Raw genomic sequence first — 17,390 nt, 5'->3', positions numbered from 1 at the left:
TTCTTATCAGTCCGATGATTTCACCCGCACCTCGTACATATCTTCCCGGCGGTCCTTCAGATTGTTCACCGACCCTTCGTTACGAATCAGTGTCAGTTTTTCCAGGTCCATGTCCGAGAACATGATCATTTCGGTATTGGGCGTGGTTTCAGCCATGACCGCATCGTGCGGGAAGGCAAAATCCGAGGGCGAGAACACGGAAGACTGGGCGTACTGTACGTCCAGGTTCTCTACCTTGGGCAGGTTGCCGACACTGCCGGTAATTACGACGTAACATTCGTTTTCGATCGCCCGGGCCTGGGCACAATGACGGACCCGGAGATAGCCGTTTTTGGTATCGGTCCAGAAGGGTACGAAGATGATATCGACATCCTGGCTGGCTGCGATCCGGCCGAGTTCCGGGAATTCGATGTCGTAACAGATCAGGATGGCCACCCGCCCGGAATCGGTTTCGAAAACTTCGAAGGTATTGCCGCCCTCAATGACCCAGTCGCGACGTTCGTGCGGGGTGATGTGGATCTTGCGCTGTTCGTCGACGCGGCCGTCCCGGTGGCACAGGTAGGAGACGTTGAACAGGCGATCGTTCTCCAGCAGGGGCATGGAACCGGTGATGATGTTGATGTTGTAACTGACCGCCATTTCCGACATTTCATCCCGGAACTGTTCGGTGAAGCCGGCCAGGAAACGGATCGCCCGGGTCTGGTCCATCTGATCGGTCAGGCCCATCAGGGGTGCGTTGAAGAACTCCGGAAACAGGGCAAAGTCGCTCTTGTAGTCGGAGAGGGCGTCCACGAAGTACTCCACCTGCTTGAGGACTTCATCCACCGAGGTGAATTCCCGCATCTGCCATTGCACGGCACCCAGGCGAACCTGGGTTTTCCGGACATTCAGCACCGGTGACGGCGGTGTATAGAGAATGTTCCGCCATTCCAGCAGGGTGGCATAGCCCATGGATTTCTCGTCCTCTGGCAGGTATTTGTGCATCAGCCGGGTGACCTGGAAATCGTTGGAGAGCTGGAAGCTCAGGATTGGATCGTAGATTTCCTTGCGGTCCACCCGCTGGATGTACTCAGCCGGGGAGTACTGGTCCTTGTACTTGTAGTAGTTGGGAATCCGGCCGCCGGCCAGGATAGCCCGCAGGTTCATGGACCGGCACAGCTCCTTGCGGGCCTCATACAGACGCCGGCCCAACCGGTAGCCGCGGTATTCCGGATGGATAAAGACATCCAGGCCATACAGGGAGTCGCCGTTGGCGTTGTGCCAGATTTTCTCGTTACGCAGGATCAGGTCGTCGTAGGTGTGCGGGTTGCTGAATCGCTCGTATTTCACGCAAACCGTCAACGCCACCGCAATCAGTTGGCCGTTGTCCTCAATACATATCTGCCCGTCGGGAAACTGCTCGACCAATGCCTTGATCGTTTCTTTGGGCCAGGCCCCGCCAATGTCGTCGTAGACCAGGTCCATCAGCTCCTGAAGCTGTTCGTAGTCATCCAGTGTCAGGTTGCGGAGATTGAGATGCAGCTCATCATGGGGCATTCAGAGAGGCTCCCGTCATCATAAAAGAGTGAGTTTTGGATCAGGCCAGAACGCTTTCTGATGAGTTTAACAGAAGGTGTGACAGACGTCGCAGATCGCTGCCCGGTTGCTGAAAAACTTCCCCGGGGCTTGCGGTTCGGTCAGGTGATTGCAATGATCCGGTCAACCGAATTACAGGATACCGTTATGGCATTGATAGACAACGTTATCGGAGCAGCCGGCCAGTGGGTGGCCTCAACGGACCCCAAAGCTACGCTCGCGCACCCGTTTGAATGGCTCAAGAAAACCGGAGGCTATGCGGCGGTTAACCGGATCATCGGCCTGTCCATTCCCTTTGCGCCCCGTAATGGCTTTCGCGTGGAGGAGGTCCGGCCGGGCTATGTCCGTGCCAGGATCCGGCTGAAGGGCAACAAGAACCACTTCGGCAGTCTGTATGCCGGGGCCTATTTCTTGGTGGCCGAGATTCCCGGTGGTGTTCTGACGTTGTTCGATCTGGGGCCATCCTACACACCGATTCTCAAGGAAATGACCCTGCAGTTCCTGCAGCCCGCCAACTCGGATGTCACGGTGGAGTTTTCCCTGAGCCCGGAACAGGTGGCGGCTATCCGCGCCGATGCCGACGCCACCGGCCGGGCAAAGTTCACCCTGGAGGGGATGCTGATCGATCAGGAAGGCAACCATGTGGCGACTTCGATCGCCCATTACCGGGTCCGGAAGAAGGGCTTCAAGGCCGAAGAAGATGCCTAAAGAGTTTCCAGTTCTGCGATGGCCTTGAGGAAGGTCTCGCCGTACTTCTCGAGCTTGGCAGCACCGACACCACTGATCTCACCAAGTTCCTCGATAGTGCGGGGCCGGCGTTCCATCATTTCGAACAGGGTGGTGTCGTGGAAGATCACGTAGGGCGGCACGCCCTGCTGGTCGGCCAGAGCCTTACGGCAGGCGCGAAGATGATCCCAGGCGGCCTGATCGACGATCTGATCGGCCGCGAAGCTTTTGCGTCCTGAGCTGCTGCGTCCTGAAGAGGTCTTTTTCTGCACCGGGTCCTTGCGCAGCCAGACCGTCTCCTCTCCCTTGAGCAGTGGGCGGCAGCGTTCGGTCAGCTGCAGTGCGCCGTAGCCCTCGGGATCGGCCCTGAGGTAACCGTTGGCTACCAGTTGGCGGAACACCGATTTCCACTCGTTGGCGCTGAGTTCGGTGCCGATGCCGTAGGTGGACACCCGATCGTGGCCGGATTGCAGGATGCGCTCGTTCTCTGAGCCTCGCAGAACGTCGATCAGGTAGGTCACGCCGAAGCGCTGGCCGGTACGGTAGACACAGGAAAGCGCTTTCTGGACCGCCACGGTGCCATCCCAGGTCTCGGGCGGATTCAGGCAGGTGTCGCAGTTACCGCAGGACTCTTCCAGGTCGTCGCCAAAATAACGCAACAGCACCTGGCGGCGGCAACTGGTGACCTCGCACAGTCCGAGCATGGCATCGAGCTTCTGGCGTTCGACGCGTTTGAACTGGTCGTTGCCCAGGGAGCCCTCGAGCATCTGGCGCAGCTTGATGACGTCCTGAAGCCCGTACACCATCCAGGCAGTGGAAGGCTTGCCATCCCGGCCGGCCCGGCCGGTTTCCTGATAGTAGGCTTCCAGGCTTTTGGGCAGATCCAGGTGCGCGACAAAGCGGACGTCGGGTTTATCGATGCCCATGCCGAAGGCAATGGTGGCGACGATGATGACTCCGTCCTCCCGCAGAAAACGCTCCTGGTGCCTTGCCCGCTCCTCGGCGTTCAGGCCTGCGTGATAGGGCAGAGCGGTGAAGCCCTTGTCCGCGAGCATGCGGGCGGTGGAATCCACCTTGTTTCGGGAGAGGCAGTAGACAATTCCGCACTCGCCATCGTGTTCAGACCGGATAAAGTCCAGCAGCTGCTTGTTGGCGTTGGTCTTGGGGGCGATTCGGTACTGGATGTTCGGGCGGTCGAAACCGCTGACAAAATGCCGTGCTTCGGTCAGTGACAGCCGCTCGGCAATTTCCTTGCGGGTGCGGTCATCGGCGGTGGCTGTCAGTGCGATGCGCGGAGTGCCGGGAAATTCCCCGGCCAGCATGCTCAGTTGCAGGTAATCCGAGCGGAAATCGTGCCCCCATTGGGAAACGCAGTGGGCCTCGTCAATGGCGAACAGTGAAATCGAGGCGTTGTGCAGCAGTTCGATGGTTCTGGGCTGGATCAGCCGTTCCGGCGCGCAGTAGAGCAGGTCCAGTTCGCCGGTGGTGAGGGCGTATTCGGTCGCGCGGGCCTGCTCCATATCCATGGTGGAATTCAGGAATGCCGCTTTGACGCCAAGCTCCTTCAGTGCCGCGACCTGGTCCTGCATCAGGGCAATCAGGGGCGATATGACAATCGCCGTACCCGGCCGCACCAGGGCCGGTACCTGGTAACACAGTGATTTGCCGCCACCGGTGGGCATCAGGACCAGGGCATCTCCGCCATTGACTACCTCACGAACAATGTCACCCTGCAGTGGCCGGAATGACTCGTAACCGAAAACCTCGTGCAGAACCTGCTCGGGGTCTCTGCGGGTGTCCGTGGGCCTTTCTGTGGCGAGTTGTTCGAAATCCTGGTCAAGTTGCATAGCAGAGCCGTATGTGTCGTCCGTGATTGGAAAAAGATGACAGGGAGGTGGCGCCGTGTCCGTGGCGCGGGTGGGATGATACCAGAATAATCCGGCGGGTTGGTCAAGGCGCCATTCGGGTGAGGCAAAGCTGCCTCAGAAACGCTACAATACCGCGGTTTTTGAACCAGACATTTCCCGGCGTAATCCGTTAGATACGATAACAACAGGGTTTCAATGCAAGAATTTGATGCCATCCGTCCGTATTCGGACGAAGAAACCGGTCCGGCCATCCAGCGCCTGGTCAATGACCGGGAGTTTCTCGACATGGTCGGGCGTTTCAAGTCGCCCACCCTCGAGCGCTGGGCGCCCGCGTTACTGCGGTTTTTCCTCCGCCGCTGGCTGATCAGCCATTTCGGCCATTTCACCCGCGTGGATGACTTGCAGGCCAGGCTGTCCACTTATGTAGGCGAGCTGGTTGAGGGCACCACCACCCGGGTCACTACCAGTGGTCTGGAAAACCTGGACAAGCACAGCGCCCATCTGTTCATCTCCAACCACCGGGACATCGTGTTCGATCCCATGGTGGTGAACTACCTGTTGTTCCAGAACGGGTTCTATACCACGCGTATCGCGATCGGTGACAACCTGCTCCAGAACCGGGTATTCGCGGAAATGATGCGGCTCAACAAGAGCTTCGTGGTGCGCAGGAACATGACCAGCCCGCGGGAAATGCGGGACGCGTACATGACGCTTTCCGCGTTCATCAATCACAGTATCGACACCAATCACAGCATCTGGATTGCCCAACGGGAAGGCCGCGCCAAGGATGGGCTGGATTACACCGATCCGGCCATCATCAAGATGTTCTATATGAGCCGCAAGAAGAGCGGGCCGAGCTTCGGCGAGGCCATGAATCGCCTTCATATCGTGCCGGTTTCGATCTCCTACGAGTACGATCCCTGTGACGTCGACAAAGCCAAAGAACTGGAGACCCGGGCGCGGACCGGCAGCTACACCAAGACTGAAGGAGAGGACAGCGAGCAGATCGTGAAGGGCCTGACCGGATTCAAGGGCCATGTGCATGTACACTTCAGTGCACCCATCGCGGATGCTCCGGAAAACCCGAAGGAACTGGCGAGCCGCATCGATCGGGAGATGCACGCCAATTATCACCTGCATGCCTCAAACCTGGTGGCCTACCAGCAACGGGGATTCCACCCGGACGCCCACGCAACGCCGGAATCGGTGACCGAGTCCGTCGTGACCGCGGATACCTGGTCTCCGGCGGATATTGCCGCCGCCGAGGCGGAGATGGAGCGGCGGCTGGAGGCCTGTGACCCGGCCATTCGGCCTTACCTGTTGGACATGTACGCCAATCCGGTGGTCACGGCTCTGCAGGCCAATTCCCGCTAAACCCATAACATCGCGCCCATCTCCAGAAGATGAGTCAGGGCCGGGTGATAGGGATACATGCGCAGACGGAGCGTCTGCAGGCCGGGATAGGGCGGAGGAACCTGTGTTGCAAACACGGTTTTTCCGTCCTGTTCGCTTTCCATGGTGAGCAGGAAACGGTCCGTGCCGGGCGCCTCGTGACTGCCGGTGCATTCCGGTGTCACGATGCATTCCACCCGAACGTCCTCGGGCGTCAGGCCATTAAGCACCGCCTCGACCCGTAACTCGACCGTTTCATCGTAGGCACAGCGGCCCTCCACGCAGCCGACAACGGAAAGGGACACGCCCGGCCACGCTTCGCGCACTCTGGCCTTCCACTCTGCCAGATCCCGGGCCGCCCTGGCACCATCGGCGAGTAATCTCTGGCCCTGGGCGGAGGCCGGCTCGTAATAGCGTTCTACATAGTCCATCACCATGCGTTGGCTGTTGAACCGGGGTGTAATGGTCTTCATGGAGGCTTTGGAGCGGGCTACCCAGCCCTTTGAGTAGCCCTGAGAGGCACGATCGTAGTATATCGGGACGATCTCGAATTCCAGTAGGTCCAGAAGGTCCCGCGCTTCCTCTTCATTGCGAAACTCGGGATCCAGACCTGTGTCTCTCGGGTTGATGGCCCAGCCATTGGTGCCGTCGTAACCTTCGCCCCACCAGCCATCCAGGACGCTGAGATTAAGGGCACCGTTCAGGGCGGCTTTTTCACCGGAGGTGCCGCTCGCTTCCTTCGGATACTCGGGGTTGTTCAGCCAGACGTCGACACCGGCGAGCAGATAACGGGCCATGGCCTGGTCATAATCCTCCAACAGGATGATATGGCCCATGAGGGAGGGGCGCATGGAGAGGTCGTGTATGACCTTGATCAGCTGTTGACCCGGTTTGTCCTTCGGGTGGGCCTTGCCGGCGAAAATCAGCACAACAGGGTGTTCGGGATTGGTCAGCAGGTGCTCGAGACGTTCCAGGTCCGAGAAGATCAGGGTGGCGCGCTTGTAGGTGGCAAAACGGCGCGCAAACCCGATGACCAGGGTGTCTTTTTCCGGTGATACCAGCTGCCGCGTCATTCGTTCTGTAACTGAATGACCGGTGCCGTTGCGTTCGTGCTGCCGCGCCATTTGCTCTACGACGAATTCGCCCATTTGCTGTTTCAGGGCCTTGTGCACACTCCAGTAGTGATAGTCGGGAATGTGGTCGACGAAATTCCAGAAATCGGGATTCCGAAGTTCGCTTTTCCAGGTGGGTGCCTGAATATCAAACAGGCTTGCCCATTCCGGCGCCAGGAAAGTCGGCACGTGGACACCATTGGTGATATACCCGAGGGGATTCTCGGCAGGCGGTACCTGCGGCCAGACATACCCCTCCATCCCCGAAGCCACGCCGCCGTGGATGCGACTGACCCCGTTGTGGAAACGGGAGCCCCGAAGCCCCAGGGCGGTCATGTTGAATCTGTCTCCGCCATCGCGGATGCCAAGAGCAAAGACCTTCTCGAAATCCAGGCCGGATTCCTCCAGGTAGTTGCCGAGGGCATGCTGCACCAGCTCCCGGGAGAAAATGTCATGGCCGGCCGGTACCGGCGTGTGGGTGGTGAACAGCGTCGAAGCGGCAACCGCCTCCAGCGCCGCTTCGAACTCGAGGCCTTGCTCGATCAACTGGCGACATCGTTCGAGGATCTGGAATGCGGCATGCCCTTCGTTGATGTGCCAGGCCGTAGGTTTCAGGCCCAGGGTTTGCAGTATCCGGGTGCCACCGATGCCCAGGAGCATTTCCTGACTGATCCGGGTGGATTCGTCTCCGCCGTAGAGTTGAAGGGTGAGATTCTGGTCTTCCGGGCTGTTTTCCGCGGTGTTGCCGTCCAGGAGGTAGAGGCGGATATGTCCGACCCGGGCCTCCCAGACCCGAGCCGTGACCATCCGACCGGGGAAGGGCACCGCAACCTTCAGCGGCGTTCCGTCCACCTCCACGAGGGAGATCGGAAGTTCGTCGCTGGAATGGGTTTTGTAGCGGGCGATCTGGTGACCCTGGGCGTCGATGGTCTGGATGAAGTAGCCCTGTTGATACAACAGGCCGACCGCCACAAAGGGCAGGCCCAGATCACTGGCCGCCTTGCAATGGTCGCCCGCGAGGATCCCGAGGCCGCCGGAGTATATCGGAAAGCTTTCATGGAATCCGAACTCCGCACAGAAATAGGCTACCAGATCCCGTGCGGGATCCAGTATTTCGGTTACTTCCGGTCCTGGCTCGGACTCCACATAGACATCGTAACTGCTCAGAACCTGACGATACTCTGCAAGAAATGCACGGTCCTGCGCGGCTTCGTCCAGACGCTCTTGTGCTATCCGGCGAAGGAAGAGCTTGGGATTGTGCTCAACCTTTTGCCAGAGTATCGGGTCAATACGGGCAAACAGATTCCTCACACCGTGATCCCAACTGTAGAACAGGTCGTTGGCCAGCTCTTCCAGGCGTTCAAGACCTTCCGGAATCCTGGGGCGTGCTTCAAGCCGGAACTCTGTGACCTTGCTCATGATTGTTCTCCTGTAAAGGAACCTGCTGCCTTGGCGTCAGTTTCGTTTGCATTGCTCGGTCAGAATCGACTGGTACAGGGCGAGATACTCGCGGGCCCGGTACTTCCAGGAATAATCACCCGCCATGCCGTTGCGCTGCAGGTGCCGCCATTGATTGCGGTTACTGTAGTACTCCAGCGCCCGGTCGATCGCGTGCAGGAACGCATCCGCATTGGGTCGCTCAAAACAGAAGCCGGTGGCCCGGCTGCCAGCCGCCTGGCCAGGATCCACGACGGTATCCTTAAGGCCGCCGACCGCATGGACAACCGGGATGGTGCCATAGCGCAGACTGAACATCTGGTTTAGACCGCAGGGTTCGAAACGGGAGGGCATCAGGAATATGTCCGCACCGGCGGTGATCCTGTGGGCCAGTGGCTCGTCATAACCCACGGTCAGGGAGACTTGCCCGGGATGCTCCCTTGCCAGGGTCCGGAGGGGATCGGTATATCGAGCCTCCCCTGAACCGAGGATGGCAAACTGACAGCCTTTTTCAAGCAGGGGCGGAATGACGGCCAGCAGCCAATCGATACCTTTCTGCTCCACCAGCCGTCCAATGGACCCGAACAGGGGCGCGCCGTTGACTTCCAGTCCCAGTTGTTGCTGGAGCCTAGCCTTGCATTGGCTCTTGTTGCTGAAGCTGTCCGGCCCGTAGTGAAAGTCGAGATACCGGTCATCCGAGGGATTCCAGATCCGGGTGTCGATGCCGTTCAGGATTCCGGAGAGGCGATCAGAGCGGTATCTCAGCAGGCCATCCAGGCCGGACCCGAACTCCGGGGTCTGGATCTCGCGGGCATAAGTGGGACTGACCGTGGTGATCCTGTCAGCATAAACCAGCCCGCCCTTGATGAAGGACAGCTGATCATGGAATTCCAGACGATCAAAACGCCAGAGTGAATCCGGCAGCCCCATCGCCCGGAAAGTGTCCTGGGAAAACAGTCCCTGGTACGCCAGGTTATGGATGGTGAAGACGGTGCCTGGCCGCTTGGGCAGATGATCCAGGAAAACAGGCACCAGGGCAGACTGCCAGTCATTGCAGTGCACGATGTCCGGTGCCCAGCCGAGACCCAGCTGGCCGCTGGCCATCATCGCTGCGACCCGGCAGAACAGCTGGTACCGGTGGGCGTTGTCCCACCAGTCCTCGCCTTCCTCGTTCTGGTAAGGATTGCCCGGACGGTCAAAGAGCGCAGGGCAGTCCACCAGCCAGAGGCTGACGGCGGTTCCGGGCAGCCGGGTGCGCCAGAGCGTAATGTGGTACTGGCCAATGCTCAGTCTCGCCTTGCGTCGACTGCCGGCGGTTCGCGCGGCCTCCAGTGCCGCCGGGTAGCCGGGCAACAGTATCTGGATGTCACAGTCCTGCCGGCTCAGGGCCTCGGGCAGGCTGGCAGAAACATCCCCAAGTCCCCCGGTCTTGATCACCGGATAGACTTCACTGGTAACAAAAAGAACCCGTTTCATGACTCCGGCCTGAGAACAACGGCTGCCAGGGGTGGCAGCGTGAGTTCCAGGGAGCAGGGCCGATCCATCCAGGGAACCTCACGGGCTTCCAGACCGTATGGATTTCCGACGTTACTCCCTCCGTAGTATTCCGAGTCCGAGTTCAGCACCTCCACCCAGCGTCCGCCGTACGGAACGCCAATCCGGTACCCGTACCGGGGCACCGGAGTGAAGTTGATCACCACCACCGTGACTTCGTTTTCTCCTCGGCGCAGGTAGCTGATGATCGACTGGGGTGAATCGTGGCAGTCGATCCATTCGAAGCCGTCGCCATAGTAGTCGCGGGCGTGCAGGGAAGGCTCACGCCGGTAGAGTCCGTTCAGGTCCTGCACCAGTTTCTGGAGACCCCGGTGCTCGGGATATTGTAAGAGAAACCAGTCCAGCTCCCGGGATTCGCTCCATTCCCGGCGCTGGCCGAACTCCCCACCCATGAACAGTAGCTTGGAGCCGGGGTAGGTAAACTGGAAGCCGAACAGCAGGCGCAGATTGGCTCGCTGCTGCCAGTCGTCGCCGGGCATCTTGTTCAGCAGGCTGGCCTTGCCGTGGACCACCTCATCGTGAGAGAGCGGCAGCATGAAGTTTTCGGAAAACGCATACAGCAGGCCGAACGTGAGCTTGTCGTGGTGGTACTGTCGATAAATGGGATCCTGCTGCAGGTATTCCAGTGAATCGTGCATCCAGCCCATGTTCCACTTCAGGTTGAATCCCAGGCCTCCGATTTCCGGTGGGCGTGTCACCCGCGGCCAGGAGGTGGATTCCTCGGCTACCACCAGTGTGCCCGGGAACCGGCTCTGGCAGATCTGGTTCAGGCTTTTCAGAAAGTCGATGGCCTCAAGATTTTCATGGCCGCCATGAATGTTGGGAAGCCATTCGCCGGGATTGCGGGAGTAGTTGAGATAGAGCATGGAGGCAACCGCGTCCACCCTGAGGCCGTCCATGTGAAAGGTGTCGAGCCAGTACAGGGCACTGCCAATCAGAAAGTTCCGTACTTCATGTCGACCGTAATTGTAGATCAGGGTACCCCAGTCTTTATGCTGGCCCCGGCGCGGGTCCTCATGTTCGTAGAGGGCCGTACCGTCGAATTTTGCCAGCGCGTGCTCATCTTCGGGAAAGTGGCCGGGCACCCAGTCCAGAATGACACCAATATCGTTGCGATGGCATTGGTCAACCAGGTAACGCAGATCGTCGGGTGTGCCGAAGCGACTGGTGGGCGCGTAGTAGCCGGTGGTCTGGTAACCCCACGACTCATCCAGGGGATGTTCGGTAACCGGCAGCAGCTCGATGTGGGTGAAGCCCTGCTCCCGGACATAGGGAATCAGCTGGTCGGCCAGTTCACGGTAGGTCAGCCAACGGCCGGAGCCATGGTGTTGCCAGGAAGCGGCATGTACTTCGTAAACGGAGACTGGAGATTTGTGCCAGGCCCACTTGCTGCGCCGGGACAGCCAGTCACCATCGCCCCAACTGAAATTCCCGCGTTGCACCACCACGGCCGCATTGGAGGGCCGAAGCTCGAAAAATTGACCGTAGGGATCGGTCTTGAAGACTTGGTTGCCGGACCGGGTGGTAATGGCGAACTTGTACTGGCTACCGGCGCCGGTACCCGGGATGAACACGGTCCAGACGCCGGAGGCCCCGTGAACAGTCATGGGGTGGTGCCCGGGAGTCCAGTCATTGAAGTCGCCGACCACGCTTAAATCGGTTGCATTGGGTGCCCAGACTGCGAACCGGACACCCTCGGTACCGTTCCGGGTCTGGATATGGGCTCCCAGCACATTGTAGATGTGCCAGTGACGCCCTTCGCCGAAAAGGTATAAATCGAAATCGCTCAGGGTGGGGCTTTCCATAGTCCGCGCTTCTTCCTTATCGGGTTCCCGAGTATTGAACGCCCATACGCGCGTTCAAAAAATGTTCTGTAACAATTCTACGTCATAATCCCGTGATACTGTTCTAATATTATTACGGCGGTACGAAGACTGTCGATGCGTGTAAAGGCGCTCGGCAGTGAGCATCAAACCAAACGGTTTGCAGGGAAGGATTCATGCATACGGCCAAACGTTTTGTCAGTCGCATCACTCGCCAGACGCTTGCTCTGGTACTCGCCGGGGGGAGGGGCTCCCGGCTTTACGATCTTACCAAGTGGCGTGCCAAGCCCGCCGTGCCTTTCGGCGGGAAATTCCGGATCATCGATTTCCCACTGTCCAACTGCATCAATTCGGGCATCGGGCAGGTCGGTGTAATCACGCAGTACAAATCCCATTCGCTGATCCGCCACATCCAGCGCGGCTGGGGATTCCTCCGGGGGGAGCTCGACGAGTTTGTGGAACTGTTGCCGGCACAACAGCGGATCGAAACGTCCTGGTACGAGGGGACAGCGGATGCCGTGCTGCAGAACCTCGACATCATTCGCAGCCACCATCCTGAATATGTCCTGATTCTGGCCGGGGACCACATCTACAAGATGGATTACGGCACCATGCTGGCCGCTCATGTGGAAAGCGAGGCGGACATCACAGTTGGTTGTATCGAGGTGCCCATTGAGGATGCCTCGGCCTTCGGGGTCATGGATGTGGATGAGGAGATGAAGGTCAGGGAGTTCGAAGAGAAGCCCGAGAATCCGCAGCCCATGCCCGGCAAGCCGGGCAAGGCATTGGCCTCCATGGGGATCTATGTGTTCAGCACCCGGATCCTGTTTGAAGAACTCATCCGGGACCATCAGTCGCAGGGCACATCCTCCCATGATTTCGGCAAGGACGTCATTCCGTCTGTGATCCGGCGTTTACGAGTCATGGCGTTCCCGTTCCGGGACCCGAGGCAGAATGGGCCTGCTTACTGGCGTGACGTGGGGACCATCGATTCCCTCTGGCAGGCCAACCTGGAGCTGATCGGTGTGAGCCCTGAACTGAACCTCTACGATTCCAATTGGCCGATCTGGACCTATCAGGAGCAGTTGCCTCCCGCCAAGTTCGTCTTTGACGATGAGAACCGACGGGGTACCGCCGTGGATTCCATGGTTGCCGGAGGCTGTATCGTCTCTGGAGCCATGGTGCGGCACTCGTTGCTCTTCTCACAGGTGAGGGTGCACTCGTTCAGCGAGGTATCTGATTCGGTGATCTATCCGGACGTTGATATCGGGCGAAATTGCAAAATCCAGCGGGCCCTGATCGATCGTGGCTGCAAGATCCCGGAAGGCACTCAGATCGGCTTTGACGAAGACGAGGATCGCAAGCGTTTCCACGTTTCTCCCAAAGGCGTTGTTCTGGTGACACCCGAGATGCTCGGGCAGGACTATCCCCATGGCCTCTGACGCAAAAACGCCGGTGGTGCTGTGCTGGCACATGCACCAGCCGGGATACCAGGATCTGAAAACCGGCCAATTCCTGTTTCCGTGGGTGTACCTCCATACCATCAAGGATTACAGCGATATGGCCGCACACCTGGAGGCGCACCCGAAGGCCCGGGCCGTGGTGAATTTTGCGCCGGTGTTGCTGGAGCAGATAGAAACCTACCTGGTACAGATCGAGCGTTGGCGGCACGGGGCTGGATCCATCGGCGATCCGCTCTTGGCGGCCCTGGTTTCCGAAACGCTTCCCGAGACCGGCAGCCCGGCATTCCAGGACCTTATGAACAAGGCCCTGAGGGCCAACCCGGAACGGATTATCAAGCGCTTTCCTGCTTATGCCCGCCTCGCTGACCTGGCGGAATTCTACCGGTCCAAACCGGACATCCAACGCTACATCTCGCCCTCTTTCCTGACCGATCTGCTGGTCTGGTACCACCTGGGTTGGATGGGCGAGACGGTGCGCCAGCGCAACGCCTGTGTCCAGAGCCTCCAGGAAAAAGCAGCCGGGTTCACCCTGGAGGACCGGATTGCACTCCTGGATGTGATATTCGAGGTGATGGCTGGAATCGGCCCGCGTTACCGGCATCTGGCGAAGAACGGCCAGGTGGAGCTCTCTGTCAGCCCCTACACCCATCCGATCCTGCCTCTGCTGCTGGACCTGGAATCAGCCCGGGAGGCCATGCCGGACATTGTCCTACCCTCACACTCCCGTTACCCGGGGGGAGAGTTGCGGGCGAGTTGGCAATTGCAGCAGGCCCGGGAAACCTTCAAACGGTTCTTCGAAATCGATCCGCGAGGGTGCTGGGCGTCCGAGGGTGGCCTGAGCCAGGCAACGCTGGCCGAGCTCGGTAAACACGGGTTCCAATGGACAGCCAGTGGCGATTCTGTCATCAACAACAGCATGAACCTGGCCCGCGAGAGCGGTGACCTGCCCGAGCAGGCAGGCATTCATCAGCCCTTCCGCTTCGGCGACACTGACGTAACCGTTTTTTTCCGTGACGATGGCCTTTCCGACCTGATCGGATTCAATTACGCGGACTGGCACGCCGAGGACGCGGTCGGAGACTTGGTATACCACATGGAAAACATTGCCGGGCATATTAAAGGCAAACCACGACCGGTCATTTCCGTGATTCTCGATGGTGAAAATGCCTGGGAATATTACCCGGAGAATGGCGTCCACTTTCTGGACCGGCTCTACTCGGTTTTCGAGGATCATCCGCGACTGAGGCTGGCGACCTATAGTGAGCTGCTTGAGCAGAGAGTGGCTGAACCGGTCCAACTGCCTCATCTCGTCGCCGGGAGCTGGATCTACGGCACCTTCTCCACCTGGATCGGGGATCCCGACAAGAACCGTGCCTGGGACCTGTTGTGCGAGGCGAAAGCGCACTATGACCGGGTAATGGATAACGGCAGTCTGAACTCCGAGGAAAAGCTGGCCGCACAGCGACAGCTTGCGTTATGTGAGGGTTCTGACTGGTTCTGGTGGTTCGGAGATTATAACCCGGCGCAGATCGTCCAGGACTTCGAGCGCCTGTACCGACGGCATCTGGTCAATCTGTATGAACGGATTGGTTATCCGGCACCCCCATCGGTGTTCCAGCAACTGAGCCAGGGTGGTGGGGAACCGGCTCGCGGCGGAGCCATGCGGCCGGGCCACGACAAAGATGCCGAGGCGCCATGAGTACGGAGGAAATATCGCAACGTCTTTTCGAAGCACGTCGAGCGGGGGTTTTGCTGCACCCGACGGCACTTGGGGGGGAATACGGAATTCTTGGTGCCACCGCCCGTCGCTTCGTGGATTTCATGGCGAAGAGTGGACTGAGCATCTGGCAGACCTTGCCGGTGGGGCCGACCCACAGTGATCTGTCACCGTACCAGTCACTTTCTGCCCACGCCGGTAATCCGGATTTTATCGACCTGTCAGAGCTGGTCACGCTTGGTCTGTTGCGGCGGGATGAGCTCGCCCCCTCCGCAGACAGGAGTGAGCGGGCACTGGTGAAGCTGGCCGCAAGGCGTTTTTTTGATGGGGAAGGACAACTACGCCACCGTGATTTCGAAGAATTCTGTGCCGAGCAGGGTGACTGGCTCGACGACTTCGCAATCTTTTGTGGTATCCGGGAGACGCAACCGGGTATGAGCTGGCCCGAGTGGCCGGCGCCACTGCGGGACCGGCATCCCGGGGCGGTTGCCCAATTTGTCCGGGAACATGCGGATTCAGTTCAGGCCATCCGGTTTGAGCAGTTCCTGTTCCACCATCAGTGGCAGTCGTTGCGAGACTATGCTGCCGAGCGCGGCGTTCTGCTGTTTGGCGATATTCCGATCTTTGTGGCCCACGACAGTGCCGATGTCTGGGCCAACCGTCATCTGTTCAAGCTGGACGGTGATGGCAACCCCACCGTGATTGCCGGTGTGCCGCCGGATTACTTTTCGCCGGACGGCCAGCACTGGGGTAATCCGCTCTACGATTGGGATGCCATGGCCGAAGATGGATACCAGTGGTGGTTACAACGGCTGGAAAGCCAGCGCCAGCTGTTTGACCTGATCCGGATTGACCACTTTCGAGGCCTTGAATCTTTCTGGGAGATTCCGGCGGCAACGCCGGAGCCAAGGTTCGGGTATTGGGTTGCGGGACCGGGCCGCAAGTTCCTGGACGCGTGCTTCGCACGTTTCCCCGGATTGCCACTGGTTGCGGAAAACCTGGGCATCATCAGTGATGAAGTCGAGCAGTTGCGTCGGGAGTTCCGGCTCCCCGGCATGACCGTTATCCAGTTCGGGTTCGATGGCAGCCCGGATAACCCGCACCTGCTGCACCGGCACGAACCCGGGGATCTTGTATATACCGGCACTCACGACAACGATACCAGCCTTGGCTGGTATCGGAGACTGGACGATCACACCAGAACCTATGTAAACCGGTACCTCGGCACCGATGGCACCGGGATGCCCTGGCCAATCGTGGAGGCGGCTTTCCGCTCGGTATGTTGGTTGGCAATGGTGCCGATGCAGGATTTTCTGGGGCTCGGCTCGGAGGCGCGGTTCAACACACCGGGCACAGTACAGGGCAACTGGGTCTGGCTAGTGGACCTGTCGAAGTGCACGGATGAACTGTCAGAAAGAATCCGGGAGGTGGCTTCTCGACATGAACGAATTCGGGTTTGACTGGTCAGATGTTGACCAGCATCAACATGATCGCGGACATGTTGATGTACAAAAAATTGGTAGCTTGATTAACCTCACACTTGTTCAGGGAGGACCTAATGGAACACAGGCTCAGCAAACGCGTCCCCGGTAAACTTTCAATTCTGGTCTACAAACGTGGAATGCCCGTCGCCACCGGGCAGGTCCGTAATGCCTCACGCAGGGGCGTTTTCGTCTCAACTGATTATAATGATGTAAATCTGAATCAAACCCTCGAACTGGAACTCTGCTACCCCGAGAAAACCGAGAAGCCGCTTCGCAGGCTTAAGGCCCACGTTGTCAGGAAATCGACCAAAGGGCTGGGGCTTGATTTTGACGGTGCCGGGAACGATGCTTTGGGTATCTTCAAGCTCCTCAACTGGCTGGCCGGCCACCGCGCAACGGTTAATTACGGTTCTTCCCCGAAATCTCGGGCCTACTGATTAAATTCCCAGGAGTTATTATGGACAGGCTGAACGGCAAGGTCGCTGTTATCACGGGCGGCTCACACGGAATTGGCGCAGCGGCGGTAACCAGGATGACAGAAGAGGGCGCGACCGTAGCGATCCTGGATTGCCTGGACGATGAGGGTAATGCGCTCGCCAAAAAGCTCTCCGCTGAAGGTCATCAGGTTGCCTATTGGCATTGTGATGTCGGCAGTGAGGAGAGTGTAAAAACGGCCATCAACGAGGCCGCGGATAAATTTGGCCATATCGATGTGCTGGTCAACAATGCGGGGATCTCCGGCCCGAACAAGCCAACTCACGAATTGACCGAGGAGGAGTGGGACCTGGTCCAGAAGGTTAACGTGAAGGGTGTGTTCTTCTGCACCAAGCATGTGATCCCGCACATGAAAAAGGCCGGGCGCGGCAGCATCATCAATCTGTCTTCCATTTACGGCCTGGTCAGCGCACCGGACGTGCCTCCTTACCATGCTTCCAAGGGTGCGGTACGGCTGATGACCAAGACCGATGCCATGCTCTACGCACCGGACAATATCCGGGCGAATTCCATCCATCCGGGCTTTATCTGGACCCCGATGGTGGAAGGCCATCTGAAAACTACAGGGGAGGACCTTGAAGTTGCCAAGGAAGCCACCGCGGCCCTGCATCCTTTGGGACACATGGGCGAACCGGATGATATTGCCTGGGGCATCGTATTCCTGGCGTCCGAGGAGTCCAAGTTCATGACCGGCAGCGAACTGGTCATAGACGGCGGGTACACAGCGCACTGATCATTTGGCAA

General features: G+C 58.8%; 12 protein-coding genes. 7 read left to right on the top strand and 5 right to left on the bottom strand.

The window, feature by feature from the left end:
* Positions 1 to 6: 6 nt before the first annotated feature.
* The gene (locus R6W86_RS00725; RefSeq protein ID WP_410327479.1) at positions 7 to 1,536 is read right to left on the bottom strand and encodes a GNAT family N-acetyltransferase; all 1,530 of its coding nucleotides are present in this window, start codon (positions 1,534 to 1,536) and stop codon (positions 7 to 9) included.
* Between the two features lie 186 nt (positions 1,537 to 1,722).
* On the opposite strand from R6W86_RS00725, the gene R6W86_RS00720 reads away from it, so the two are divergent.
* Positions 1,723 to 2,283 carry a YiiD C-terminal domain-containing protein gene (locus R6W86_RS00720; protein WP_410327478.1) on the top strand — a complete coding sequence of 187 codons (561 nt, stop codon included), beginning with the start codon at positions 1,723 to 1,725 and terminating at the stop codon, positions 2,281 to 2,283.
* Here the strand turns inward: R6W86_RS00720 and recQ are convergent.
* Positions 2,280 to 4,148, bottom strand: coding sequence for a DNA helicase RecQ (gene recQ, locus R6W86_RS00715; protein ID WP_410327477.1), 1,869 nt, complete (start codon positions 4,146 to 4,148; stop codon positions 2,280 to 2,282). The two genes, R6W86_RS00720 and recQ, sit on opposite strands and share 4 nt — an antisense overlap.
* 216 nt (positions 4,149 to 4,364) lie before the next feature.
* Here recQ and R6W86_RS00710 point away from each other — a divergent pair, with 216 nt between their 5' ends.
* Positions 4,365 to 5,543, top strand: a complete 1,179-nt coding sequence (locus tag R6W86_RS00710; RefSeq protein WP_410327476.1) for a 1-acyl-sn-glycerol-3-phosphate acyltransferase — start codon at positions 4,365 to 4,367, stop codon at positions 5,541 to 5,543.
* Here R6W86_RS00710 and glgP read toward each other — a convergent pair.
* The 3 genes from glgP to glgB are packed head-to-tail and all read right to left on the bottom strand — an operon-like array spanning position 5,540 to position 11,469.
* On the bottom strand, positions 5,540 to 8,092 hold the full coding sequence (glgP, locus tag R6W86_RS00705; protein WP_410327475.1) for an alpha-glucan family phosphorylase: 2,553 nt from the start codon (positions 8,090 to 8,092) through the stop codon (positions 5,540 to 5,542). The two genes, R6W86_RS00710 and glgP, sit on opposite strands and share 4 nt — an antisense overlap.
* Positions 8,093 to 8,128: 36 nt before the next feature.
* A complete protein-coding gene (glgA, locus tag R6W86_RS00700; protein WP_410327474.1) occupies positions 8,129 to 9,586 on the bottom strand; it encodes a glycogen synthase GlgA in 1,458 nt (485 codons plus the stop codon).
* A complete protein-coding gene (gene glgB / locus R6W86_RS00695; RefSeq protein ID WP_410327473.1) occupies positions 9,583 to 11,469 on the bottom strand; it encodes a 1,4-alpha-glucan branching protein GlgB in 1,887 nt (628 codons plus the stop codon). Before glgB ends, glgA begins: the two co-directional genes overlap by 4 nt.
* Before the next feature lie 194 nt (positions 11,470 to 11,663).
* On the opposite strand from glgB, the gene glgC reads away from it, so the two are divergent.
* From glgC to R6W86_RS00670, 5 genes are all read left to right on the top strand, one after another.
* A complete protein-coding gene (gene glgC / locus R6W86_RS00690; protein WP_410327472.1) occupies positions 11,664 to 12,929 on the top strand; it encodes a glucose-1-phosphate adenylyltransferase in 1,266 nt (421 codons plus the stop codon).
* On the top strand, positions 12,919 to 14,649 hold the full coding sequence (locus R6W86_RS00685; RefSeq protein ID WP_410327471.1) for a glycoside hydrolase: 1,731 nt from the start codon (positions 12,919 to 12,921) through the stop codon (positions 14,647 to 14,649). Before glgC ends, R6W86_RS00685 begins: the two co-directional genes overlap by 11 nt.
* The gene (malQ, locus tag R6W86_RS00680; protein WP_410327470.1) at positions 14,646 to 16,127 is read left to right on the top strand and encodes a 4-alpha-glucanotransferase; all 1,482 of its coding nucleotides are present in this window, start codon (positions 14,646 to 14,648) and stop codon (positions 16,125 to 16,127) included. The genes R6W86_RS00685 and malQ overlap by 4 nt, the downstream gene beginning before the upstream one ends.
* Positions 16,128 to 16,225: 98 nt before the next feature.
* Positions 16,226 to 16,588 (top strand): PilZ domain-containing protein, encoded by a 363-nt coding sequence (locus tag R6W86_RS00675; RefSeq protein WP_410327469.1) that lies wholly within the window; start codon positions 16,226 to 16,228, stop codon positions 16,586 to 16,588.
* 20 nt (positions 16,589 to 16,608) lie between these two features.
* Positions 16,609 to 17,379: an SDR family NAD(P)-dependent oxidoreductase gene (locus tag R6W86_RS00670; protein WP_410327468.1), complete on the top strand. Its 771-nt coding sequence runs from the start codon at positions 16,609 to 16,611 to the stop codon at positions 17,377 to 17,379.
* The last annotated feature ends 11 nt before the right edge of the window (positions 17,380 to 17,390 follow it).

The sequence above is a fragment of the Marinobacter sp. genome (assembly GCF_046484525.1).
GTDB lineage: Bacteria > Pseudomonadota > Gammaproteobacteria > Pseudomonadales > Oleiphilaceae > Marinobacter.
Note: the sequence above shows the minus strand (reverse complement) of the source record. Positions and strands in the feature narration are given on the sequence as shown.